Source organism: Arthrobacter crusticola (assembly GCF_004357995.1).
In the GTDB taxonomy this organism is placed as follows: Bacteria; Actinomycetota; Actinomycetes; order Actinomycetales; family Micrococcaceae; genus Arthrobacter_D; species Arthrobacter_D crusticola.
On record NZ_SMTK01000002.1, the window covers coordinates 457,117 to 480,927 of the forward strand.

The 23,811-nt window shown below is 69.6% G+C and carries 21 protein-coding genes and 1 tRNA gene; 18 read left to right on the forward strand and 4 right to left on the reverse strand.

The window, feature by feature from the left end; all coding sequences use genetic code 11:
* Positions 1–29: 29 nt before the first annotated feature.
* From E2F48_RS06105 to sdhC, 4 genes are read right to left on the reverse strand one after another with little or no spacing between them, the layout of a single operon-like run.
* Entirely contained in the window at positions 30–815 is a 786-nt protein-coding gene (locus tag E2F48_RS06105) for a succinate dehydrogenase iron-sulfur subunit (protein WP_120167038.1), read from the reverse strand.
* The gene (gene sdhA, locus E2F48_RS06110) at positions 815–2,593 is read right to left on the reverse strand and encodes a succinate dehydrogenase flavoprotein subunit (RefSeq protein ID WP_133403108.1); all 1,779 of its coding nucleotides are present in this window, start codon (positions 2,591–2,593) and stop codon (positions 815–817) included. Before sdhA ends, E2F48_RS06105 begins: the two co-directional genes overlap by 1 nt.
* Before the next feature lie 55 nt (positions 2,594–2,648).
* Positions 2,649–3,116 (reverse strand): succinate dehydrogenase hydrophobic membrane anchor subunit, encoded by a 468-nt coding sequence (locus E2F48_RS06115; protein ID WP_133403109.1) that lies wholly within the window; start codon positions 3,114–3,116, stop codon positions 2,649–2,651.
* 3 nt (positions 3,117–3,119) lie between these two features.
* Positions 3,120–3,500, reverse strand: a complete 381-nt coding sequence (gene sdhC / locus E2F48_RS06120) for a succinate dehydrogenase, cytochrome b556 subunit (protein ID WP_120167033.1) — start codon at positions 3,498–3,500, stop codon at positions 3,120–3,122.
* 228 nt (positions 3,501–3,728) lie between these two features.
* Between sdhC and E2F48_RS06125 the strand changes: the two genes are divergently transcribed.
* The 18 genes from E2F48_RS06125 (at position 3,729) to E2F48_RS06210 (ending at position 23,635) form a co-directional block, all read left to right on the forward strand.
* Positions 3,729–4,865, forward strand: a complete 1,137-nt coding sequence (locus tag E2F48_RS06125; protein ID WP_133403110.1) for a mannose-1-phosphate guanylyltransferase — start codon at positions 3,729–3,731, stop codon at positions 4,863–4,865.
* Positions 4,866–4,977: 112 nt separating this feature from the next.
* Entirely contained in the window at positions 4,978–6,180 is a 1,203-nt protein-coding gene (locus E2F48_RS06130; protein WP_133403111.1) for an amidohydrolase, read from the forward strand.
* A 243-nt stretch (positions 6,181–6,423) separates the two neighbouring features.
* Positions 6,424–7,524: a BMP family lipoprotein gene (locus tag E2F48_RS06135; RefSeq protein WP_133403112.1), complete on the forward strand. Its 1,101-nt coding sequence runs from the start codon at positions 6,424–6,426 to the stop codon at positions 7,522–7,524.
* A gap of 141 nt (positions 7,525–7,665) precedes the next feature.
* On the forward strand, positions 7,666–9,210 hold the full coding sequence (locus E2F48_RS06140) for an ABC transporter ATP-binding protein (RefSeq protein WP_133403113.1): 1,545 nt from the start codon (positions 7,666–7,668) through the stop codon (positions 9,208–9,210).
* Positions 9,207–10,604 carry an ABC transporter permease gene (locus E2F48_RS06145; RefSeq protein WP_425455748.1) on the forward strand — a complete coding sequence of 466 codons (1,398 nt, stop codon included), beginning with the start codon at positions 9,207–9,209 and terminating at the stop codon, positions 10,602–10,604. Before E2F48_RS06140 ends, E2F48_RS06145 begins: the two co-directional genes overlap by 4 nt.
* Positions 10,601–11,890 carry an ABC transporter permease gene (locus E2F48_RS06150; RefSeq protein WP_133403114.1) on the forward strand — a complete coding sequence of 430 codons (1,290 nt, stop codon included), beginning with the start codon at positions 10,601–10,603 and terminating at the stop codon, positions 11,888–11,890. Before E2F48_RS06145 ends, E2F48_RS06150 begins: the two co-directional genes overlap by 4 nt.
* A 123-nt stretch (positions 11,891–12,013) precedes the next feature.
* Complete coding sequence (locus tag E2F48_RS06155) at positions 12,014–12,430, forward strand: cytidine deaminase (RefSeq protein WP_120167346.1); 417 nt, start codon at positions 12,014–12,016, stop codon at positions 12,428–12,430.
* Between the two features lie 42 nt (positions 12,431–12,472).
* On the forward strand, positions 12,473–13,759 hold the full coding sequence (locus E2F48_RS06160; RefSeq protein ID WP_133403115.1) for a thymidine phosphorylase: 1,287 nt from the start codon (positions 12,473–12,475) through the stop codon (positions 13,757–13,759).
* A gap of 251 nt (positions 13,760–14,010) precedes the next feature.
* Positions 14,011–14,679 carry a DedA family protein gene (locus tag E2F48_RS06165; RefSeq protein ID WP_133403404.1) on the forward strand — a complete coding sequence of 223 codons (669 nt, stop codon included), beginning with the start codon at positions 14,011–14,013 and terminating at the stop codon, positions 14,677–14,679.
* A 39-nt stretch (positions 14,680–14,718) separates the two neighbouring features.
* Positions 14,719–15,861, forward strand: a complete 1,143-nt coding sequence (locus E2F48_RS06170; RefSeq protein WP_133403116.1) for an adenosine deaminase — start codon at positions 14,719–14,721, stop codon at positions 15,859–15,861.
* Positions 15,862–15,867: 6 nt separating this feature from the next.
* A complete protein-coding gene (locus E2F48_RS06175) occupies positions 15,868–16,629 on the forward strand; it encodes a MazG nucleotide pyrophosphohydrolase domain-containing protein (RefSeq protein ID WP_165968704.1) in 762 nt (253 codons plus the stop codon).
* A 111-nt stretch (positions 16,630–16,740) separates the two neighbouring features.
* Positions 16,741–18,021, forward strand: a complete 1,281-nt coding sequence (gene eno, locus E2F48_RS06180; RefSeq protein ID WP_133403117.1) for a phosphopyruvate hydratase — start codon at positions 16,741–16,743, stop codon at positions 18,019–18,021.
* 75 nt (positions 18,022–18,096) lie between these two features.
* Positions 18,097–18,795, forward strand: a complete 699-nt coding sequence (locus E2F48_RS17590) for an FtsB family cell division protein (protein ID WP_246018544.1) — start codon at positions 18,097–18,099, stop codon at positions 18,793–18,795.
* Positions 18,796–18,842: 47 nt separating this feature from the next.
* A complete protein-coding gene (locus E2F48_RS06190; protein WP_133403118.1) occupies positions 18,843–19,496 on the forward strand; it encodes a DUF501 domain-containing protein in 654 nt (217 codons plus the stop codon).
* Positions 19,493–20,437 carry a Ppx/GppA phosphatase family protein gene (locus tag E2F48_RS06195; protein WP_133403119.1) on the forward strand — a complete coding sequence of 315 codons (945 nt, stop codon included), beginning with the start codon at positions 19,493–19,495 and terminating at the stop codon, positions 20,435–20,437. Before E2F48_RS06190 ends, E2F48_RS06195 begins: the two co-directional genes overlap by 4 nt.
* Before the next feature lie 4 nt (positions 20,438–20,441).
* Positions 20,442–21,884, forward strand: coding sequence for a S8 family serine peptidase (locus tag E2F48_RS06200; protein ID WP_133403120.1), 1,443 nt, complete (start codon positions 20,442–20,444; stop codon positions 21,882–21,884).
* 59 nt (positions 21,885–21,943) lie between these two features.
* On the forward strand, positions 21,944–23,386 hold the full coding sequence (locus E2F48_RS06205; protein ID WP_133403121.1) for an NAD(P)/FAD-dependent oxidoreductase: 1,443 nt from the start codon (positions 21,944–21,946) through the stop codon (positions 23,384–23,386).
* Between the two features lie 173 nt (positions 23,387–23,559).
* Positions 23,560–23,635 (forward strand) — tRNA-Leu (locus tag E2F48_RS06210).
* The last annotated feature ends 176 nt before the right edge of the window (positions 23,636–23,811 follow it).

Sequence of the window (23,811 nt, forward strand, 5' to 3'; positions counted from 1 at the left end):
GTGGCCGGGGCCACCGGTACCGCGTCGGGTCAGATCTTGCGGGTAAGGATTGCCTGCTTGACCTCGGAGATGGCCTTGGTGACCTGAATGCCGCGCGGGCAGGCTTCCGAACAGTTGAAGGTGGTGCGGCAGCGCCACACGCCTTCCTTGTCGTTGAGGATTTCGAGGCGCATGTCACCGGCGTCGTCGCGGGAGTCGAAGATGAAGCGGTGCGCATTGACGATCGCGGCGGGGCCGAAGTACTGGCCGTCGGTCCAGAACACGGGGCAGGACGAGGTGCACGCGGCGCACAGGATGCACTTGGTGGTGTCGTCGTAACGCTCGCGGTCCTCGGCGGACTGCAGGCGCTCCCGGGTGGGCTCATGGCCCTTCGTGATGAGGAACGGCATGATCTCGCGGTAGGACTGGAAGAACGGCTCCATGTCCACGATCAGGTCCTTCTCCACCGGCAGGCCCTTGATCGGCTCGACCAGAATGGGCTTGGAGGTGTCGAGGTCCTTCAGCAGGGTCTTGCAGGCGAGCCGGTTGCGGCCGTTGATCCGCATCGCATCCGATCCGCAGACACCGTGGGCGCAGGAGCGGCGGAAGGACACCGATCCGTCGTGCTCCCACTTGACCTTGTGCAGGGCATCGAGCACGCGGTCGGTGCCGTACATGGTCAGCTGCCATTCGTCCCAGTGGGCCTCGTCGGAGACCTCGGGGTTGTAGCGGCGGACCTTGAGCGTGATGTCGAAGGAGGGGATTTCCCCGCCCCCGACGCCGGCGGGAAGCTCTACCTTTGAGGCCGGCTCTTTTTCGATGGTTGGGGTGCTCATCAGTACTTACGCTCCATCGGCTGGTAACGGGTGAAAATGACCGGCTTGGTTTCAAGGCGGACGCCGCTGGTCTCGACGGCGCTGGGATCCTTGTAGGCCATCGAGTGGGTCATGAAGTTCTCGTCGTCGCGGGTCGGGTAGTCCTCGCGGAAGTGGCCCCCGCGGGACTCCTTGCGGTGCAGGGCCGCGGCGGTCATGACCTTGGCCATGTCCAGCAGGAACCCGAGCTCAACGGCCTCGAGGAGGTCGAGGTTGAAGCGCTTGCCCTTGTCCTGGACGGAGATGCGCTTGTAGCGCTCCTCGAGCCCGTCGATGACGCGCAGCGCCTCAAGGAGGGTCTCCTCGGTGCGGAACACCTGGACGTTGGCGTCCATGATGTCCTGGAGTTCCTTGCGGATCTGGGCGACGCGCTCCCCGCCCTCGGAACTGCGGGCTGTATCGAGCAGGGCGACGGTATCGGCCAGCGGGTCCGCGGGGATGTCGACGAAGTCGGCGCTGAGGGCGTACTCCGCGGCGTAGATGCCGGCACGCTTGCCGAAGACGTTGATGTCGAGCAGCGAGTTCGTGCCCAGCCGGTTCGAGCCGTGCACCGAAACGCAGGCCACCTCGCCGGCGGCGTAGAGCCCGGGCACGATGGTGTCGTTGTCCTGGAGGACCTCGGCCTTGATGTTCGTGGGAATCCCGCCCATGGCGTAGTGGGCCGTCGGGAAGACCGGCACCGGCTCCGTGTAGGGCTCAACGCCGAGGTAGGTGCGGGCGAACTCGGTGATGTCCGGGAGCTTCGCGTCGATGTGAGCCGGCTCAAGGTGCGTCAGGTCGAGCAGGACGTAGTCCTTGTTCGGCCCGGCGCCGCGGCCCTCGCGAACCTCGTTGGCCATCGACCGGGCGACGATGTCGCGCGGTGCCAGGTCCTTGATGGTGGGGGCGTAGCGCTCCATGAAGCGTTCGCCCTCGGAGTTGCGCAGGATCGCGCCCTCGCCGCGGGCGGCCTCCGACAGGAGGATGCCCAGGCCGGCCAGGCCCGTCGGGTGGAACTGGAAGAACTCCATGTCCTCGAGGGGGATGCCCCGGCGGAAGGCGATGCCCATGCCGTCGCCGGTGAGGGTGTGGGCGTTCGAGGTGGTCTTGTAGACCTTGCCGACGCCGCCGGAGGCGAAGATGACGGACTTGGCCTGGAAGACGTGCAGCTCACCGGAGGCGAGGTCGTACGAGACGACGCCGGCGACGCGCTTCTGCAGCCGGGTCGCGCCGTTCTCGGTGACTTCCTGGTCGACCATCAGCAGGTCGAGGACGTAGTACTCGTTGTAGAACTCGACGTTGTGCTTGACGCAGTTTTGGTACAGCGTCTGCAGGATCATGTGGCCGGTGCGGTCCGCGGCGTAGCAGGACCGGCGGACCGGGGCCTTGCCGTGGTCGCGGGTGTGGCCGCCGAAGCGGCGCTGGTCGATCCGGCCCTCGGGGGTGCGGTTGAACGGCAGCCCCATCTTCTCGAGGTCGAGGACGGCGTCGATGGCTTCCTTGGCCATCACCTCGGCGGCGTCCTGGTCGACGAGGTAGTCACCGCCCTTGACGGTGTCGAACGTGTGCCACTCCCAGTTGTCTTCCTCGACATTGGCGAGAGCGGCGCACATGCCGCCCTGGGCGGCGCCCGTGTGGGAGCGCGTGGGGTAGAGCTTCGTCAGTACAGCCGTGCGCGCCCGCTGACCGGACTCGATGGCCGCGCGCATCCCTGCGCCGCCTGCTCCGACGATGACGACGTCGTACTTGTGGACCTGCATGCTTGTCGCTCTTTCTGTTGAAACAATGAGGCAGGCCGCCGGGCGGCCCGCGCCCCTACGCCGTGGGGCAGTACGAGGCGACGTGGGCCACGCCGTCGATGACCGGGCAGGGATCGAAGGTGAAGATGACCAGCGTGCCCAGGAGGATGATGACGACGGTGGCCGTGTAGAGCACGCCCTTGAGCCACATGCGCGTCGAGTTCTTCTCCGCGTAGTCGTTGATGATGGTGCGCACGCCGTTGGTGCCGTGCAGCATGGCCAGCCAGAGCAGCACCAGGTCCCAGACCTGCCAGACCGGGCTGGCCCACTTGCCGGCCACGAAACCGAAGTCGACCTGGCTGATGCCGTCGCCGGCCACCAGGGACGTCCACAGGTGGACGAAGATCATCACCACGAGGACCACCCCGGACAGGCGCATGAACAGCCAGGCGCCCATCTCGAAGTTGCCGCGGGAGGAGCGGGTGCGGGAGTAGGCGGGGGAGACGCGCCCCGAGCGGGGGCTTTCTACAGTGGGGACAGCCATGGCTTAGTGACCTCCGAAGACAACCGAAAGATGGCGGATGGAGAAGGCGAGCATTGTCAGCGCCCAGAGGCCGACGACGCCCCACAGCATCTGGCGGTGGTAGCGCGGGCCCTTCTTCCAGAAGTCCACGGCGATGACGCGGAGTCCGTTGAAGGCGTGGAACACGATGGCGCCGACGAGCCCGAGCTCGCCCAGGCCCATGATGGGGTTCTTATAGGCGGCGATGACCGCGTCGTACGCTTCCGGTGAGACCCGGACCAGCGATGTGTCCAGGACGTGGACGAGGAGGAAGAAGAAAATCACTACCCCGGTGATGCGGTGTGCTACCCACGACCACTGGCCCTCGCGGCCACGGTAGAGGGTGCCAGCTGGTGTCTTCGGCATTGAATTTACCTCCCTGCATCGCACGGGCGTTAGCGTGTCTTCCACGCAGGAATGTCGCCGGTGCGAGAGCACTCTAAGTCAAGGATAATCTAGGCCGGGGACGGCCCGCCTTCAATTTAGGCTCCCCTATACTGTGAGGCTGTTCACATTGACGGCCCGGCCGGTGGGGTGGATGTTTGCCAAATCGTTTCCCGCGCGCGCGGGTGGTGTCAGCTAACGTGGGAGGGGATGACTACCGAGAGGGCAGCCGCCCAACCCCAGAACGTGTTCGACCGCTTCCACGGCGTGATCCCCGCGGGCGGTGTCGGCACCCGGCTGTGGCCGCTCTCCCGCGCCGCCGCGCCCAAGTTCCTCCACGATCTCACCGGCTCCGGCAGCACCCTGATCCGGGCGACCTACGACCGGCTCGGCCCGCTCTGCCCGGGACGCACCATGGTCGTCACCGGCGTAGTGCACCGCGGGGCGGTCCTGGCCCAGCTGCCCGAACTCGAGGACACCAACCTCGTCCTCGAGAGCGAGCCCAAGGATTCGGCGGCGGCCATCGGGCTCGCCGCGGCCATCCTGTACCGCCGGGACCCGAACATCATCATGGGCTCCTTCGCCGCGGACCAGGTGATCACCCCCGTCGACGTCTTCCAGGCTGCGGTGCGCGAGGCGATCCACACGGCGGCCGAGGGCTATATCGTCACCATCGGGATCGAGCCGACGCACCCCTCCACCGGGTTCGGCTACATCCGGGCGGGCGAACCGCTTGCCATCGAGGGGGCGCCCAGCGCGCACGCCGTCATCGAGTTCGTGGAGAAACCCTCGGAGCCGGTCGCGCGCGGCTACCTCGAGTCGGGCAAATACAGCTGGAACGCCGGCATGTTCGTGGCGCCGGTGGCTCTGATGCTCAAGCACCTCGAGGCGAACGAGCCCGAGCTCTACGCAGGCCTGAGCGAAATCGCCGACGACTGGGACACCCCGCGCCGCGTGAAGACCGCGCGGCGGGTCTGGCCGTCCCTGCCGAAGATCGCCATCGACTACGCCGTGGCCGAGCCCGCAGCGGCGGCCGGCGACGTCGCCATGATCCCGGGCAGGTTCACCTGGGACGACGTCGGAGACTTCGCAGCGATCGGCAGGCTGCGCCCGGCCACCGAGAACAGCAAGATCATGGTGATGGGGGAGGGGGCGCGGGTCTTCGCCGAAAACGCCTCGGGCATCGTCGTGTCCGACACCAAGCGGGTGATCGCGCTGATCGGCATCGACGACGTCGTCATCGTCGACACCCCCGATGCGCTGCTGGTGACGACCAAGGAACACGCCCAGGAGGTCAAGAAGGCCGTGGAGCACCTGCGGGCCAGCGGCGACACCGACGTCCTCTGATCCGGTCACGCCGACGGGACCAGGCCCGGCCGGGGACGGCGTTGAGACCTTCGGTGACGCCTGCCGGCGCCCTCTTTACGGTTCCGGGGGCGAGGGTCGGTAGGCTTGGAGCGTGGAACTCAAACGCCCCGACGCAGCAGTACCGCACATCGGCGTGTGGCTCGCCCCCCTGCTCGAAGAACTGACCCGCTTCCGGCGCGACCTCCACTCCCATCCGGAACTTTCGTACAAGGAATACCGGACCACCGACCGCATCGTCGAACGCCTCGAGCAGGCCGGCCTGCAGCCCAAGCGGCTCGAAAACACGGGCGTGTGCGTCGATATCGGGCAGGGGCCCATCAAGGTGGGCCTGCGCGCGGACATAGACGCGCTGCCGATCGTCGAGGAGACCGGCCTGGCGTACGCCTCGGTCAACCCGGGCGTGGCCCACGCGTGCGGCCACGACATCCACACCACCGTCATGGTGGGGGTGGCGCTGGTGCTCGCCTCGATCGACGCCCAGACCCCCCTCGACGGCACGGTACGCATTATTTTCCAGCCCGCCGAGGAGACGATGCCCGGTGGTGCGATCGAGGTGATCGCCCAGGGCATCCTCGCCGACGTTCCGCGCATCCTCGCCCTGCACTGCGACCCCCGCATCGACGTCGGCCAGGTGGGCACCCGCATCGGGGCGATCACCTCGGCCTCCGACACCCTCCGCGTCGAACTCACCGGACGCGGCGGCCACACCTCGCGCCCGCACCTGACCGAGGACCTGACCTTCGCGCTGGCCTCGATCGCCGTCAATGTGCCCGCCGTGCTCTCCCGGCGCATCGACGTCCGCAGTTCGGTGTCGGTGGTGTGGGGCCAGATCCACGCCGGCTCGGCGCCCAACGCCATCCCGGCCCACGGTTTCCTCTCGGGCACGCTGCGCTGCCTCGACGGCGAGGCCTGGCAGTCGGCCGGCGACCTGTTCGACCATGCGGTGCGCCAGGCCGCCGCGCCGTTCGGGGTGGAGGTGCAGCTCGAACATATCCGGGGCGTGCCCCCGGTGATCAACTCCGAGGCGGAGACGGGACTGCTCGAGGCCGCAGCCCGCGCCGAACTGGGCCCCGACGCCGTCGTCCTCACCCCGCAGTCGATGGGCGGGGAGGACTTCGCGTGGATGACCCAGGAGGTCCCCGGCGCCATGATGCGCCTCGGCACGCGCACTCCGCGCGGCGAGACCTTCGACCTGCACCGCGGCGACTACGTTCCGGACGAGCACGCCATCGGCTGCGGCGTACGCGTCATGGCCGCCGCGGCGCTGCGCGCGGTGCTCGGACTGCGGCACTGAGGAGGGGTAGGACGGCCTTGGTGGGATAAGCTACGTGTAACAAATCCCAAACGATTATCAGGGGCCTGACGGCGGTGGTAGTGTCGCGCGTCGCCCGCCCATTAGAGTGTTTCCATACTGTGCCGCACACTCAAGGTGCGGCCAGCGCCGCGAACACCAGTGAACACCCAGGCTTCGAGCGCGACTCGTAACAGATTCTCACTGGCGATCTGCCGCGGGGCTAATTTTCTTATCGGAGGAATATTGAAGAACTCACTGCGCACACCCGGGCGCGGCGCCGCCCTTTCGGCTGCCGTCCTTGGTGCGTCGGCCCTCATTCTCAGCGCCTGCGGCGCACCGCCCGCCGAGGAGGCCGGTGGATCCGGCGAGAACTCGGACTACCTCGGCTGCATCGTCTCCGACTCGGGTGGATTCGACGACCGCTCCTTCAACCAGTCGAGCTACGAAGGATTGAAGAAGGCCGAGAAGGAACTCGGTATCGAGATCAACCAGGCCGAGTCCCAGGCTGAGACGGACTTCGGGCCCAACGTCGACCAGATGGTCCAGCAGGGCTGCGACCTCACGGTCACCGTCGGCTTCCTGCTCGCGGACACCACCAAGGAAGCGGCCGAGGCCAACCCCGATTCGCACTTTGCGATCGTCGACGACAACTCGATCGAAGCCGACAACGTCAAGCCGATCATCTACGACACGGCCCAGGCCGCGTTCCTGGCCGGCTACGCCGCGGCGGCGACCTCCGAAACCGGCAAGGTGGCCACCTACGGCGGTATCAACATCCCGACCGTGACCATCTTCATGGACGGCTTCGCCGACGGTGTCTCCTACTACAACGAGCAGAAGGACGCCGACGTCCAGCTGCTCGGCTGGGACAAGGAAGCCCAGAACGGCACCTTCATCGGCAACTTCAACGACCAGGGTGCGGGCAAGACCAACACCCAGAACTTCATCAATGAAGGGGCCGACGTCATCATGCCCGTCGCCGGCCCGGTCGGCCTCGGCACCCTCGACGCCGTGATCGAAGCCAATGAAGGCGGCAAGAAGGCCACCGTCGTGTGGGTCGACTCCGACGGCTACGAGACCGCAGGCAAGGGCGAGGAGTTCATCCTCACCTCCGTCATGAAGCTCATGGGCGACGCCGTCAACGAGGTCATCAGCTCCGACGTCGAGGGCGACTTCGACAACACCCCGTACATCGGCACCCTGGAGAACGGGGGCGTGGCCCTGGCCCCGTTCCACGACCAGGAAGCCAACGTTCCCGAAGAGCTGCAGGGCGAGCTCGACGAGATCAAGGAACAGATCGTCTCGGGCGACATCGCGGTTGAGTCCGCAGCGAGCCCCAAGTAGCACCGAGCAGTCCTTGAACCGCTTCCCTCCTGCGGGTCCAATCCCCGGGAGGGAAGCGGTTCGTTTTTGTGGACCGGGACGGGGGCACCCGGTGCCGGCACTTACAACGAAAGTCTCCGCACAGAACAGATTGGGTGGGTTGTGAAACTCGAACTCAAAGGAATCACCAAACGGTTTGGTTCCCTGGTCGCCAACGACCACATCGACCTCGTGGTCGAACCCGGACAGGTCCACAGCCTCCTGGGCGAAAACGGTGCCGGCAAGTCGACGCTGATGAACGTCCTCTACGGGCTGTACCAGCCGACCGAGGGCACCATCCTCGTCAACGACAAGCCCGTGACCTTCTCCGGCCCCGGAGAGGCCATGGCCTCCGGCATCGGCATGGTGCACCAGCACTTCATGCTGGTGCCCGTCTTCACCGTCGCGGAGAACGTGGCGCTGGGCAACGAATCGGTCGGCGCGGGCGGGATCCTCAACCTCGCCGAGACCCGCACCCGGATCCGGCAGATCTCCGACCAGTACGGGTTCGACGTCGACCCCGACGCCATCGTCGAGGACCTCCCGGTGGGCGTCCAGCAGCGCGTCGAAATCATCAAGGCCCTGGTCCGTGACGCCGAGGTCCTCATCCTCGACGAACCGACGGCCGTCCTGACGCCCAAGGAAACCGACGAGCTGCTCGGCATCATGGGCCAGCTCAAGGCCGACGGGAAGTCGATCGTCTTCATCTCCCACAAGCTGCGCGAGGTCAAGGCCGTCTCCGACGTCATCACCGTCATCCGGCGCGGCAAGGTGGTCGGCACCGCCGAACCGGGCGCGTCGACCACCGAGCTCGCCTCCCTGATGGTGGGCCGCTCGGTCAGCCTGACCCTCCAGAAGGCACCGGCGGCCCCCGGCGAGGTGACCTTTAAGGTGCGCGACCTCACGGTGCGCGCCGCCAACGGGCAGCACGTCGTCGACGGGCTCAGCTTCGACATCGCCCAGGGCGAGATCCTGGCCATCGCCGGCGTCCAGGGCAACGGCCAGACCGAGCTCACGGAGGCCATCATGGGCCTCCAGGAGCACGTGAGCGGCTCGATCACCCTCGATGGTGAGGAGCTGCTGGGGCGCAGCGTCCGCGACGTCATCAAGGAGGGCGTCGGGTTCGTCCCCGAGGACCGCAGCGTCGAGGGCCTTGTGGGCACCTTCTCGGTCGCCGAGAACCTCATCCTCAACCGCTACGACGAGGCGCCCTTCGCCCGCGGCCTGAGCATGCGTCCCGCCGTGATCGAGAAGAACGCGCAGGAGAAGATCGCCGAATACGACGTGCGCACCCAGTCCGCCGCGGCGGCGGCCGGAACGCTCTCGGGCGGCAACCAGCAGAAGGTCGTCATGGCGCGGGAGTTCTCCCGGCCGCTTAAACTGTTCATCGCGTCCCAGCCCACCCGCGGCGTCGACGTCGGCTCCATCGAATTCCTCCACAAACGCATCGTCGCCGAACGCGACGGCGGCACCCCCGTGATGATCGTCTCCACCGAGCTCGACGAGGTCCTCGAGCTCGCCGACCGCATCGCCGTGCTGTACCGGGGGCGCCTGATGGGCATAGTCCCGGCCGACACTTCCCGGGATGTGCTGGGCCTGATGATGGCCGGCATGCACGCCGATGAGGCCCTGGCGCAGGCCACAGAACTTCAAGGAGGGGACCAGTGAGTCCGCAGGAAAACCCGCCGGTGACACCGGATACCGCCGGCGGCCAGCCGCCCACCCGCCGCGCCGCCCAGGAGGCCGCCCGCGAGGAGGAACGGCGCCTCGAGGCCGCCGCCGAAACCGGCGGCGGGCAGGTGCCGCCGCCGGCCGTGCCCGCCTCCCCGGCCGCCCTCACCGCGGCCGGACCGGGGGATGAGCAGCCGCTGATGCAGCGGATCATGACCGGCAACGCCCTGGTGGCCGTCCTGGCCGTGGTCCTCTCGCTCATCCTGGGCGGGCTGCTGATCGCCGTCACCGACGAAGACGTGGCCCGCTCCGCCTCCTACTTCTTCTCCCGGCCGATGGACACCATCGGCGCCGCCTGGTCTGCCGCTTCCGGCGCGTACGCCGCCCTGTTCCAGGGCTCGGTCTTCAATGCGGGCGGCGACAGCTTCGCCCGCATGATCTACCCGCTGACCCAGACCCTCACCGTCGCCACGCCCCTGATCTGCGCCGGCCTCGGCGTCGCCCTGGCCTTCCGCGCCGGGCTGTTCAATATCGGCGCCCAGGGCCAGATCCTGATCGGCGCCACCCTCGCCGGCTGGGTCGGGTTCACCGCCAACCTGCCCTTCGGCCTGCACCTGCTGCTCGTGATCCTCGCCGGCATGCTCGGCGGTGCGATCTGGGGCGGGCTCGTCGGCGTGCTCAAGGCGCGCACCGGCGCCCACGAGGTCATCCTCACCATCATGCTCAACTACATCGCCATCAACCTGGTGCTGTACCTGCTGAGCACCCCCGGCTTCCAGCGCCCGGGCTCGACGAACCCGATCAGCCCGCAGCTCGAGGCGACGGCGCTGTACCCGCCGCTGCTGGGCAGCGGCTTCCGGCTCCACTGGGGCTTCATCGTCGCCGTGCTGGCCACGGTCTTCGTCTGGTGGCTGCTGAACCGCTCCACCGTCGGCTTCGAACTGCGGGCCGTGGGCGCCAACGCCACCGCCGCCCGCACCGCCGGAGTGAGCGTCAGCAGGGGCTACATCCTCGCGATGGCCATCGCCGGAGCCCTCGCCGGGCTCGCCGGTGTGGCGCAGGTCGCCGGCACCGAGAAGGTCCTCACCTCCGGGGTGGCCGCGAGCTTCGGCTTCGACGCCATCACCGTGGCGCTGCTGGGCCGCTCCAGCCCGTGGGGCACCTTCGCCGCGGGGCTCCTGTTCGGCGCCTTCCGCGCCGGCGGCGTCACCATGCAGGCCTCGACCGGAACGAGCATCGACATCGTCCTGGTCGTGCAGTCCCTGATCGTCCTGTTCATCGCGGCCCCACCGCTGGTGCGGTCGCTCTTCCGCCTGCCCACCCCGGGAGCCATCCCATCAGCCGGGGCCCGCAGGAACCGCAAGACCGCAGCCACCGGAGGCGCAGCATGAGTACAGTCACCACCGCAGCCCCGGACCGCTCCGCAGCACCCGCAGGAGCCGTCCGCAGCTGGAAGACCCCGATCCTGCTGGCGGTCCTGGCCCTCGTCGCCCTGCTGGTCTTCGGTGCGGGAGCACCCCGCAACAATGTGACGTTCCGGCTCTCGGACCCCAACGACGCCATCGTGCTGCCCGACCTCGTGCTGCCCGCCGTGGCGACCGGCTGGCTCACCGCCGTGGTGCTGGCCGCCCTCGCGGTCCTGGCGGTCCTCGCGGTCCGGCGCGGGGCGGCGGTGCCCGTGTGGCTCGTGGCCGTCTTCGCGGTGCTCTTCCTCATCGGCTTCCTCACCTGGGTGGTCGGCAGCGCCAACAACCCCAACGTCGCCCTGTACGGGCTGCTCGCCGGGTCGGTGACCCTGGCCGTGCCGCTGATCTTCGGCTCGCTCTCCGGGGTGCTCAGCGAACGCTCCGGCGTCGTGAACATCGCCATCGAAGGCCAGCTGCTCTTCGGGGCGTTCGCGGCGGCCGTCGCCGCGTCGGTCTCCGGAAGCGCCATTGTCGGCCTGTTCGCGGCCGCCCTCGCCGGCGTCATCGTCTCCTTCCTCCTGGCGGTGTTCAGCATCCGCTACATCGTCAACCAGGTGATCGTCGGCGTCGTGCTCAACGTGCTCGTCTCGGGCCTGACCGGCTTCCTGTTCTCCTCCGTGCTGAGCAAGGACGCAGAGATGTGGAACTCGCCCCCGCGGCTTCCCGTGCTGAGCATCCCGGTGCTGTCCGAGATCCCCATCCTGGGCCCGATCCTGTTCGAGCAGACCATCGTGGGCTACCTCATGTACATCGCCGTTGCCGTCGTCTACGTGGCACTCTTCCGCTCGCGCTGGGGACTGCGGACCCGCGCGGTCGGCGAGCACCCCAAGGCCGCGGACACCCTGGGCGTCAACGTCAACCGGATGCGGTTCATGAACGTGCTGCTCGCCGGTGTCGTCGCCGGCGTCGGGGGGTCCTTCTTCACCCTGGTCTCGGTCTCCGGATTCGGCCGGGACATGACGGCCGGACAGGGCTACATCGCGCTGGCCGCACTGATCTTCGGCCGGTGGAACCCGATCGGTGCGTTCTTCGCCGCACTGCTCTTCGGCTTCGCGACGAACCTCTCGAACGTGCTCAGCCTGCTCGGGACCCCGGTCCCTGACCAGTTCCTCCGCATGCTGCCCTACGTGGTGACGGTGTTCGCCGTCGCCGGCCTCGTCGGGCGCTCCCGCGCACCGGGAGCCAGCGGCATCCCCTACGTCAAGGGCTGAGCACCGGGGCCGCCCGCGCCATCCGCCGGGCAGCCCCGGGCTCCCACTGCAGCCACGCAACGCCCCCCGAATCCCCACGACCGACCCGATCCCGACAAGGGACCCCAACCAGATACAGGAGCGATACCGGTGACCGACCCGGCCCTCGAATCCCGCGACCTCCCCTGGGAGGAGCTGAAGCAGGCGGCTACCGCCGCAATGCAGCGCGCGTACGTCCCCTACTCGAAGTTCCCCGTCGGGGCTGCTGCCCTGATCGACGACGGCCGCATCATCTCCGGGTGCAATGTCGAGAACGCCTCCTACGGGCTGACCCTCTGCGCCGAGTGCGCGCTGGTGAGCAGCCTGGCCATGACCGGCGGCGGCCGCATCGTGGCCTTCAGCTGCGTCGACGGCTCCGGGAACACCCTGATGCCGTGCGGGCGCTGCCGACAGCTGCTCTACGAATTCCGCGCCCCCGGCATGGTGCTTCAGACAGTCAGCGGCATCCGCACCATGGACGAGGTCCTCCCCGACGCCTTCGGGCCCGAGAACCTCTCCTGAATCCCAGCGCGACCCACCCCCACGAACCCCAGAGGTAAAACCATGAGCGAAGCCTTCGACGCCGTCGACATCATCCGGACCAAGCGGGACCGGGGCACTCTCACCCCCGAACAGATCGACTGGACGATCGACGCCTACACGCGCGGCGCCGTCGCCGACGAGCAGATGGCGGCACTGAACATGGCCATCCTGCTCAACGGCATGGACCGGGCGGAGATCTCGCGCTGGACCGCCGCGATGATCGCCTCGGGGGAGCGCCTCGACTTCTCGTCCCTGGGCCGGCCCACCAGCGACAAGCACTCCACCGGCGGCGTGGGCGACAAGATCACCCTGCCGCTGGCACCGCTCGTGGCCGTCTTCGGGGTCGCCGTGCCCCAGCTCTCGGGCCGCGGCCTCGGGCACACCGGCGGCACCCTCGACAAGCTCGAGTCGATCCCCGGCTGGCGGGCACACCTGAGCAACGACGAGATGATGCGACAGCTCGCCGACGTCGGCGCCGTCATCTGCGCGGCGGGGACCGGCCTGGCCCCCGCCGACAAGAAGCTCTACGCGCTGCGCGACGTCACCGGCACCGTCGAGGCCATTCCGCTCATCGCCTCCTCGATCATGAGCAAGAAGATCGCCGAGGGCACCGGGTCGCTGATCCTCGACGTCAAGGTCGGCACCGGCGCCTTCATGAAGACCCGCGAGGACGCGCTCGAACTGGCACGCACCATGGTCGACCTCGGCACGGACGCCGGGGTGCGCACCGTGGCGCTGCTGACCAACATGAGCACCCCGCTCGGACTCACCGCAGGCAACGCCATCGAGGTCGAGGAATCCGTCGAGGTCCTCGCGGGCGGAGGGCCCGAAGACGTCGTCGAACTCACCGTGCGCCTGGCCGAGGAGATGCTCGCCGCGGCGGGCGTGCCCGACGCGGACCCCGCCGCGGCGCTGCGCGACGGCCGAGCCATGGACGTCTGGAACCGCATGATCGAGGCCCAGGGCGGCGATCCCCGTGCCACCCTGCCCGTGGCCCGGGAATCCGAAACCATCTACGCCCCCGCCGACGGCGTGCTGGTCGAACTCGACGCCCTCTCCGTCGGCGTGGCCGCGTGGCGGCTCGGCGCCGGCAGGGCCCGCAAGGAGGACGCCGTGCAGGCGGGCGCCGGGGTGCGGATGCACGCCAAGCCCGGTGCGCTGGTGCGTGCGGGAGAGCCCCTGATGACCCTGCTGACCGACACCCCGGAGCGGTTCGAGCGGGCCCGCGAGGCCCTCGCCGACGCCGTCGTGATCGCCCCGGAGGGCTCCCGCCCGGCCCAGGAACTCATCCTCGACCGGGTCTCCTAGCCCCGGGTGTCCTGGTGCGGCGCTCCTCGCCGGCCCGCACCCGGGCCGGCGGGGGCGCCAGTGCCTGAAGGGGCGCGGCAATGGGAGAGGTGGTCCGTTCCAGGGGTGCGAAGCAGGGGTGAGAGGGGGGGCAATTAGGGGGTCTCCCTGATGTGGGCCCTCCCGGCGCCGGAGCAGAATGATCCAATGCTTGATAACGAGGATCCCGCCCGGCGGGGACCCGCGGCGGCCGGCGGCTCCCCGTGGACCTGATGTTCTCCCTGCTCGCCGGGATCAACGGGTGGGTCATCGACGCCGCGGCACAGCCCTGGGTGTACCTGGTGGTGTTCCTCTGCTGCACCGTCGACGGGTTCTTCCCGCCCTTCCCCAGCGAATCGGTGGTCGTGGGCCTGGCGTCCCTGATCCTCACCCAGGGCCACCCCGACCCCTGGCTGCTGATGCTGGCGGCCTCGCTCGGGGCCTTCCTCGGCGACAACACCGCCTACGCCATCGGCCGGGGGATCGGACTGACCCGTTTCCGGTGGATGCGCCGGCCCCGCATGCGCCGCTCCTTCGCCTGGGCGAAGTACGAGCTCGACAAGCGGGCCGCCTCACTGCTCCTGGTGGGCCGCTTCCTGCCGATCGGCAGGGTGGCGGTGAACCTTGCCGCCGGCACCACCGGCTACCCGCGCCGGCGCTTCGTCGCCCTGTCCGCCCTCGCCGGGGGCGTCTGGGGTGCGTACTCCGTAGGCATCGGCGCGCTGGCAGGTGCCTGGTTCGCCGGCAACCAGCTGCTGGGGGTCGCTGTGGCCATCGCGGTGGCCGTGGCAATCGGCGTGGCCGTCGACCGGGTGCTCAGCGCAGCCTCCGGCAGGGCGGCGCCCCGGGTGCTTCCGGCGGCGGCCGGTCCCGAGGTTCCCGACCTCGACCAGGCCGCCTGAGGGTGCGGCCCGTCCGGGCCCACCTGTAGGGTTGACCGCGTGACGAACTCCTCCCAGACTCCCGCCCCTGGCACCTCCTTCGACATCCGCAGCCTCCCCAAGGTCTCCCTTCACGACCACCTCGACGGGGGCCTGCGCCCGGCGACCATTCTCGAGCTGGCGGCCGAGGTGGGGCATACCCTGCCGGCCTCCGACGCGGAAGCGCTCGGCCGGTGGTTCCGCGACTCCGCCGATTCCGGGTCGCTGGTGCGCTACCTCGAAACCTTCGACCACACCATCGCCGTCATGCAGACCCGCGGCGCCCTGGCGCGGGTGGCCCGCGAATTCGTCGAGGACCTCGCGGCCGACGGCGTCGTCTACGGCGAGGTGCGCTGGGCCCCCGAGCAGCACACCGCCCAGGGCCTGAGCCTGGATGAGGCCGTCGAGGCCGTCCAGGAAGGGCTCTCCGCCGGCGTCGCATCCGCCCGGGCCGCCGGTCGGGTCATCCAGGTCGGCCAGCTGATCACCGCCATGCGCCACGGCGACCGCGGCCAGGAAATCGCCGAGCTCGCCGTCCGGCACCGCGACCGCGGCGCCGTGGGCTTCGACATCGCCGGAGCCGAGAAGGGCTTCCCGCCCTCACGGCTTGCCGACGCGTTCACCTACCTCGCCGCCCACCAGTTCCCCGCCACCGTCCACGCCGGCGAGGCCGACGGGCTGGAGAGCATCGTCGACGCGCTGGTTTCCGGGCGCGCACTGCGCCTAGGGCATGGGGTGCGGATCGCCGAGGACATCTCCCTCGAGGACGCCGATGCCGCCGGAAACGGGGACGAGGGCGTCGAGACCGCCGTCCTGGGCCGGGTCGCCGCCTGGGTGCGCGACCGCGGAATCGCCCTGGAGCTGTGCCCGTCGTCGAACCTGCAGACCGGGGCGGTTGAGGCCTTCGGGAACGACATCGGCAGCCACCCGATCGACATGCTGTACCAGCTGGGCTTCAAGGTCACCGTGAACACCGACAACCGGCTGATGAGCGGGGTGAGCCTGACCGGGGAGTTCGAACTCCTCGCCGACACCTTCGGGTACGACCTCAGCGACCTGCTGGAGCTGACCCTCAACGCCGTCGACGCCGCCTTCCTCCCCCTTGAGGACCGGGAGGCCCTGACGGAGTTCGTGGTGTCCGAGTTCGAGACCGCAGCCTCCTAGGCCGTCATGCCCGACGCACCAGGATCCGCCGACCTGGCGGGCGGCGCCGGCGCCGCGGTTGACCGCCTCGTGGAGGTCATCGCCGTCCTGCGGGCCCGGTGCCCGTGGATGGGCGCCCTCACCCACGCCTCGCTCGTGCAGTACCTGATCGAGGAGAGCTACGAACTCGTCGAGGCCCTCGAAGCGCTCGGAGGGCCCGCTGGAGCGGAGGCCGGGAACCCCGGGGCGCGGACCGAGCTGCTGGGGGAGCGGGGCGACGTGCTGCTGCAGGTGGTGCTCCACGCCCAGCTCCAGCACGAGCAGGGCGGCTTCGGCCTGCGGGAGGTCGCCGAGGGGCTGACGGCCAAGATGATCCGCAGGAACCCCCACGTCTTCGCGGCCGACGGCTCGCTGCTGGACCCCGACGGCGGTGCGGGCGCCAGCAGCGAGCAGATCGCCAGGACCTGGCAGACGGTGAAGGAGCGGGAACGCCCGGACCGCGCCTCCGCCTTCGACGGCATCCCGCGGCACCTCCCCGCCCTCGCCCGCGCCGCCTCGAGCCTGCACCGGGCCGGGACGCTCGGCGCGGAGCCCGCCCCCGACGGAGCGGCCGGCCCCGAGAGAGCCGCCGCGGCCGGCCCGCGCACCGAGGAGGAGCTCGGCGACGCCCTCTTCGCGCTGGTGCGCGGAGCCGCCTCCCGGGGGCTTGACCCGGAGCGGGCCCTGCGCGCCGCCGTCCGGCGGTTCCAGGACTCGGTGGCCGGTTCACCACCGGCCGGGGCCGGGTGACGGGCGTCCGCCGCCCGCGGCGGTGAACTACGCTTAAGGCGGCACTGCCAACGCTTTGACCACCGTCCCCGCGGTGGAATCTCGACCCCTCCAACCCAAAGGAGCATTTCCATGGCAATCATCGACGCCATCCACGCGAGGGAAATCCTCGACTCCCGCGGCAACCCCACCGTTGAGGTGGAGGTCCTGCTCGACGACGACACCTTCGGCCGCGCCGCCGTCCCCTCCGGCGCCTCAACCGGTGCCTTCGAAGCCAACGAACGCCGCGACGGCGACAAGGCCCGCTACCTGGGCAAGGGCGTCCTGCAGGCCGTCGAGGCGGTCATCGACCAGATCCAGCCCGCCCTCCTCGGCTTCGACGCCGCCGACCAGCGTGCCATCGACCAGGCGATGCTCGACCTCGACGGCACCGAGAACAAGTCAAGCCTCGGCGCCAACGCCATGCTGGGCGTCTCCCTCGCCGTGGCCCGCGCCGCCGCCGAATCCTCGGCCCTGCCGCTCTACCGCTACCTGGGCGGCCCCAACGCGCACGTCCTTCCCGTGCCCCTGATGAACATCCTCAACGGCGGCTCCCACGCGGACTCCGACGTCGACATCCAGGAATTCATGATCGTCCCCCTCGGTGCCGCCTCCTTCTCCGAGGGCCTGCGCTGGGGCGTCGAGGTCTACCACGAGCTCAAGGCCGTCCTCAAGGAAAAGGGCCTCGCCACGGGCCTCGGCGACGAGGGCGGCTTCGCCCCGAACCTTCCGTCGAACCGGGACGCGCTCGACCTGATCACCACCGCGGTGGAACGGGCCGGCTACAAGCCCGGAACCGACATCGCCTTCGCCCTTGACGTCGCGGCCTCCGAGTTCTACAGCGACGGGGTCTACACCTTCGAGGGCAGGTCCCTCAGCACCGCCGAGATGAGCGCCTACTACGAAGAGCTGGTGCGCGACTACCCGCTGGTTTCCATCGAGGATCCCCTGGACGAGGAGGACTGGGAGGGCTGGAAGGCCCTCACCGCGTCCCTCGGCGACAAGGTGCAGATCGTCGGCGACGACCTGTTCGTCACCAACCCCACCCGCCTCGAGCGCGGCATCACCGCCGACACGGCCAACTCACTGCTGGTCAAGGTCAACCAGATCGGCACGCTGACCGAAACCCTCGACGCGATCTCGCTGGCCCAGCGCTCCGGCTACACCACGATCACCTCGCACCGCTCCGGCGAGACCGAGGACACCACGATCGCCGACATCTGTGTTGCCACGAACGCCGGCCAGATCAAGACCGGCGCCCCCGCCCGGTCAGAGCGCGTCGCGAAGTACAACCAGCTGCTGCGCATCGAAGAGGAACTCGACGACGCCGCCCGTTATGCCGGGCGCAGCGCCTTCCCGCGTTTCACTGCATAGTTGAACCGGAGGGCAGTTACCCTCGTTAGACGGGGTCCGTAGGGATCCCGTCGCAGAAACCAGCCGAGGAGTGCCATGTCTGCCCGCCGCCCCAATGTGCCGCATGCCGTCCGTCCGTCGCCCCACACGGCGGACCGGACGGCTGCCGGGGCGCCGCCGGCGAAACCCGGCGCCCATCCGGGCCAGGTCGGAGGGCCGGCGGCGGACCGGGTCCGGACCAAGCCCGCCGCCGGCGCGGCACCCGCACCCCAGCCCGCCCCGACCCGGAAACACGCAACGCCATCCGAGGTCCGGGCCGCCGAACGTGAGCAGCTCGCCGGGGCCATCCGCAGGGCCGGGGCCAGCGCCGTTCGGCCCCGGAACCGCGTGATCGTTCCGGCCGAGGACGCCAAGCCCATTCCCGCGCAGTCGTTTTCCGGGCGCATGCTGGCGCTGGCCCTCGTCCTCGTAGCGGTGATCGTGCTGCTCGTCCCCTCGGTGAGCAACTACCTCCGCCAGCAGGGCGAGGTGGCGGCCCTGCGGGAGCAGATCGCCGAGCAGCAGCAGGCCCAGGAGCAGCACCGGGCGGACCTGGCCCGCTGGGACGACCCCGCCTACATCAAGCAGCAGGCCCGCGAACGCATCTTCCTCGTGATGCCGGGGGAGAAGCGTTACCTCGTCAAGGGCGGCTCGGGCATCGAGGAATCAACCGGCACCGGCTCCGCCGGACAGCCCGAGGACCTCCCGTGGGTCGATTCCCTGTGGGAATCGGTCTCCCGCGCCGCGACGGACTGACAACACCAGAACACCTGCCCGCATCGGGCAGCAAGGAAGGACCATAAGTGGCTCAGCAGGACGAGCGGACCCCCACGGCCCGGGACCACGAGGTCCTGAGCCGCCAGCTCGGGCGCCCGGTCCGCGACGTCGTCGAGATCGGGGCACGGTGCGTGTGCGGCAATCCGCTGGTGGCCGTGACCGCACCCCGCCTCAGCAACGGCATTCCCTTTCCCACCACCTACTACCTGACCCACCCGGTGATCACCTCCGCCGTGTCCCGGCTCGAAGCCGACGGCGTGATGACGGAAATGACCGAGCGGCTCGGCCGCGACGCGGACCTCGCCGCACGGTACCGGGCCGCGCACGAGGCCTACCTCGCCGCACGCGAGGAGGTCGGGAAGCGGGCCGGAACCGGCCCGGTGCCCGAGATCGCCGGGGTATCCGCCGGCGGCATGCCCACCCGGGTGAAGTGCCTCCATGTCCTGGTCGGGCATTCGCTGGCCGCGGGCTCCGGCGTCAACCCGCTGGGCGACGAGGCGCTCCAGGGCATCGCCGAATGGTGGACCGCCGACGTGTGCTACTGCACCGGCGCCTGGGACACCTCCGGCGACCCGCCGTCGGCCGACCTCAGCCGGCACACCAAGACCCAGGGACTCAGCCCCGAAGAGCTCGAGCGCAAGCGCGCCGGGCGACGAGCCGAAGCACAGGAGAAACAATGAGGACCGCCGCGGTTGACTGTGGAACGAACTCCATCCGGCTGCTGATCGCCGACATCGAGGACGGCGTGCTGACCGACGTTGAACGGCGCATGAGGGTCGTGCGCCTCGGGGAGGGGGTCGACGCCACCGGCCGGCTCTCCGAGGCCGCCCTGGCCCGGACTTTCGAGGCCACCGAGGAATACGCCGAACTGATCCGCCGGCACGGCGCCGAAGGGCTCCGCTTCGTCGCCACTTCCGCCTCCCGCGACGCCGAGAACCGGCACGTCTTCATCGAGGGCATCCGCCAGCGCCTCGGCGTCGAGCCCGAAGTGGTCAGCGGTGACGAGGAGGCGTCGCTGTCCTTTCGCGGCGCTGTGAGCGTGCTGGACGTGCCCGACACGGACACCGTGATGGTCGTGGACCTCGGCGGCGGCAGCACCGAGTTCGTCGCGGGGCGCGGCGGCGCCGTGACCGCGGCCCGCAGCATGGACATGGGCTGCGTCCGGTTCACCGAACGCTTCCTGCGCTCCGATCCGCCCACCGGAGCCGAAATCGAGGCGATGGAACGCGAGGTCCGTGCGCTGATCGGCGAGGCCGGACGAGAGGTGCCCTTCGGGGAGGTGAGCACCCTGATCGGTGTCGCCGGAAGCATCACCACGGTGACAGCGCACGCGCTGCAGCTTCCCTCCTACCTTCCGGAGCGCATCCACGGCGCACGCCTGAGCACCGCCGTCATCGCCGGCGCCGCCGACGACCTGCTGCGGCGCGACCGGGCCGCCCGCGCGGCCCTGCCCTACATGCACCCCGGCCGGGTCGACGTCATCGGCGCCGGGGCCCTGATCTGGAAATGTGTCGTCGAATACATCGCCGAGGCCACCGGCGGGCGGGTCGACTCCGCCGTAGCCAGCGAACACGACATCCTCGACGGCATCGCCCTCAGCGTTCCCGCCCTCCGGAAGTGATTTTTTGACCTTTTCGCACTCCAGCACCGCACCTGTTCCCACCCAAGCAGCCCGCCGTAGAGCCTCCCGTGCCTCCGCCGCGGTCGTCGCCGCGGCACTGCTGCTGTGCACTGCGGCTCCGGCCCGGGCCGACGCCGTCCGGGACAAGCAGTACTGGCTGCAGGACTACGGGGTGACCGAGGCCTGGAAGTCTACCCAGGGCGAAGGCGTCAAGGTCGCGGTGATCGACAGCGGTGTGGACGGCTCCCACCCCGACCTCAGCGGCGCCGTCGCCGGCGGGATCGACGCCTCGGGCGCCGGCCGCGCGGACGGCCAGCAGGGCATCGGTGAGGTGCCCGAGCACGGAACCCTCGTCTCCACACTCCTGGCCGGCAGGGGGCACGGGCCGCGCCCCACCGAGGGCGCCGCGCCGTCCCCGCTCGCCGCGTACGGCGAGGGCCCCGACGGCATTGTCGGGGTGGCACCGAAAGCGGACCTGCTCGCCGTGTCGGTCTGGATCGAGGGGCCCAACAGCGGCCCCAACCCCGCGGGAATCGGCACGGACGAGCAGATCCCGAATGCGGTGCGCTGGGCGGTGGACAACGGGGCCAAGGTCATCAACATGTCTCTCGGGAGCACCTCGACCACCTGGCCCGAGAGCTGGGACGAGGCGTTCCTCTACGCCGAGAAGCGCGACGTCGTCATCGTGGCCGCCGCGGGCAACCGGGCCGGCGGGCTCACCCAGGTCGGCGCACCCGCCACCATCCCCGGCGTCCTGTCGGTCGCGGGGCTGGACCGCAGCGGGGTGGCGAGCAGGGAATCCTCATCCGAGGGCATCAGCATCGCCGTCGCGGCGCCGTCGGAGAACCTCGTCGGCGGGCTGCCCGGGGCGTTCTACGCCGAATGGTCGGGAACCTCGGGCGCGGCGCCGCTCGTCTCGGGGGTGGCGGCGCTGATCCGCTCCAAGTACCCGGAGCTGAGCGCCGCGCAGGTCGTCAACCGTATTGTGGGCACTGCCCGCGACGCCGGTGCGCCGGGCTTTGACACCATTTACGGGCACGGCATCCTCGACGTCGCCGCTGCCGTCGGTCCAGGGGTCGAGGTTCCCAAGGCCAACCAGCTCGGCAGCATGGAGCAGTGGATCCAGGTGTACCGGCGGGGGAAGCCGCCCGCCGAGGCGGCACCTCCGGCTCCAGCCGAGAACACGGCCGCCCCCGACATCCCGGCAGCCCCGGTCCCGCAGGCCCACGAAGGGGCCGGATCCTCGACGGTGCTGCCCCCGGTGGTGGTCCTGGGTTTCTCCGGCCTGTTCGTCCTGCTCCTGGTGGGCGGAACCGTCCACGTCCTGCGGGTCCGGCGCGCCGAGCGCCTGGCGCCCCAGCGGGAGGAGCCGGACACCGGTGCCTTCGACGTCCCGCAGCGGGCCGACCGCCCCGCGGAAACCGGCCACGGAAGCCCGCGCAGCTGAGCAGGTAGAGGTTCCTCACAGTTAGTGAAGACTTTCACAAAGTCCGGTACTATCGAGCCATGGCATCGAACTCACTGTTCTCTGATCGTCCGCGTATCCTCGTCGTCGGAGGCGGCTATGTCGGCCTCTACGTGGCCCGCAAGCTGCAGAAGAAGGTCAAGTCCCACGGTGGCATCGTCACCCTGGTCGATCCCCTTCCCTACATGACGTACCAGCCGTTCCTCCCCGAGGTGGCCGCTGGAAGCATCGAGGCGCGCCACGCCATTGTCTCGCACCGTGTGCACCTTCCCCAGACTGAACTCATCAGCGGCCGGGTCACATCGGTCGACCACGCCGCGCGGACCGCCACGATCGAGCCCGCCGGCGAGGGTGAGCCGTTCACACTCGGCTACACCGACATCGTCATGGCCGCCGGCGCCATCACCCGCACCTTCCCCATCGAGGGGCTGAAGGACCAGGGCATCGGCCTGAAGACGATCGAAGAGGCCGTCGCGCTGCGCAACCAGATCCTCGAGCGCATCGAGACCGGCTCGCTGATGCCCGCCGGCCCGGCCCGGGACCGGATGCTGACCTTCGTCGTCGTCGGCGGCGGATTTGCCGGCATCGAAGCCATCACCGAGATGGAGGACATGGCCCGCGATGCGGTGAAGAAGAACGCCCGCCTCAAGCGCTCGGACGTCCGCTTCGTACTGATCGAGGCCATGCCGCGCGTCATGCCCGAGGTCAGCGAGCAGCAGGCCGTCTGGGTCGTCGAGCACCTGCGCTCGCGCGGCATCCAGGTCCTGCTCAACACCTCGCTCGCCAGCGCCGTCGACGGAAACCTGAAGCTGATCAACATGCCGGACAAGACCCCGGCCGATGAATTCGCCACCGACACCCTCATCTGGACCGCCGGTGTGCAGGCCAACCCGGTCGTCCGCTCCACCGACTTCCCGATCGATGACCGCGGCCGCCTGCGGGCAAACGCCGAGCTGCGCATCACCGGCGACGACGGACCCCTCCAGCACGCCTGGACCGCCGGGGACGTCGCGGCCGTGCCCGACCTCAGCGGCGGCGGTGTGGGCGGGTTCTGCGTCCCCAACGCCCAGCACGCGGTCCGCCAGGCGAAGCGCCTGGCCAAGAACATCTATGCCCAGAACTACGGTGTGGGCCGCGTCCAGGAGTACAAGCACACCAACCTGGGTGCCGTCGCGGGCTTCGGCACCTTCAAGGGTGTCGCCAACATCATGGGCTTCGGAATGCGCGGGTTCCCGGCGTGGCTGGCCCACCGCGGGTACCACGGCATGGCCATGCCGATGTTCGAGCGCAAGGCGCGGGTCATCTCCAACTGGTCGATGAGCTTCATCTTCGGCAGGGACCTGGCTCCGATCGCGGACCTGCAGACCCCGCGCCGCCAGTTCCGCAACGCCGCCACCCCGCCGCCGAAGAAGGACACAGCCCTTCAGTCGGCACCTCCGGCCCCGGCCGGAAAGGCGAGCGGCAAGGCCGCCTCGAACGCCTGATCCATCCGGTCCGCCGGAGACGACGGTGGGTTCCCGCAGACGCGGGGGCCCGCCGTCGCCGCTTAACCCGTGATGCCCTCCAGCCGGGGTTCATGCGGCGCCCTGCGACGCCCGCCGCCCCCGGGGGCGGGCGCGGGTGGCCCGGCGCGATATTCTTGACCTGCGGAGCATCCGCCCCAGTAGCCCAATGGCAGAGGCACCAGACTTAAAATCTGTTCAGTGTCGGTTCGAGTCCGACCTGGGGTACCACGGGCCTGCGGGCGCGGAACCTGGACAATCCCTCCCCATCGGTCGGCTGCCGCCGCCGGGCCGAGCCCCCTTTGAGGCCCGCCGACGCTGCGCTGACACCGCGCTGACGCTGCCGCGGGCCCGCCCGACCGGTTCCCACGGTCCGCAGCGATCCCGTCCTGATCCTCGACGCAGCT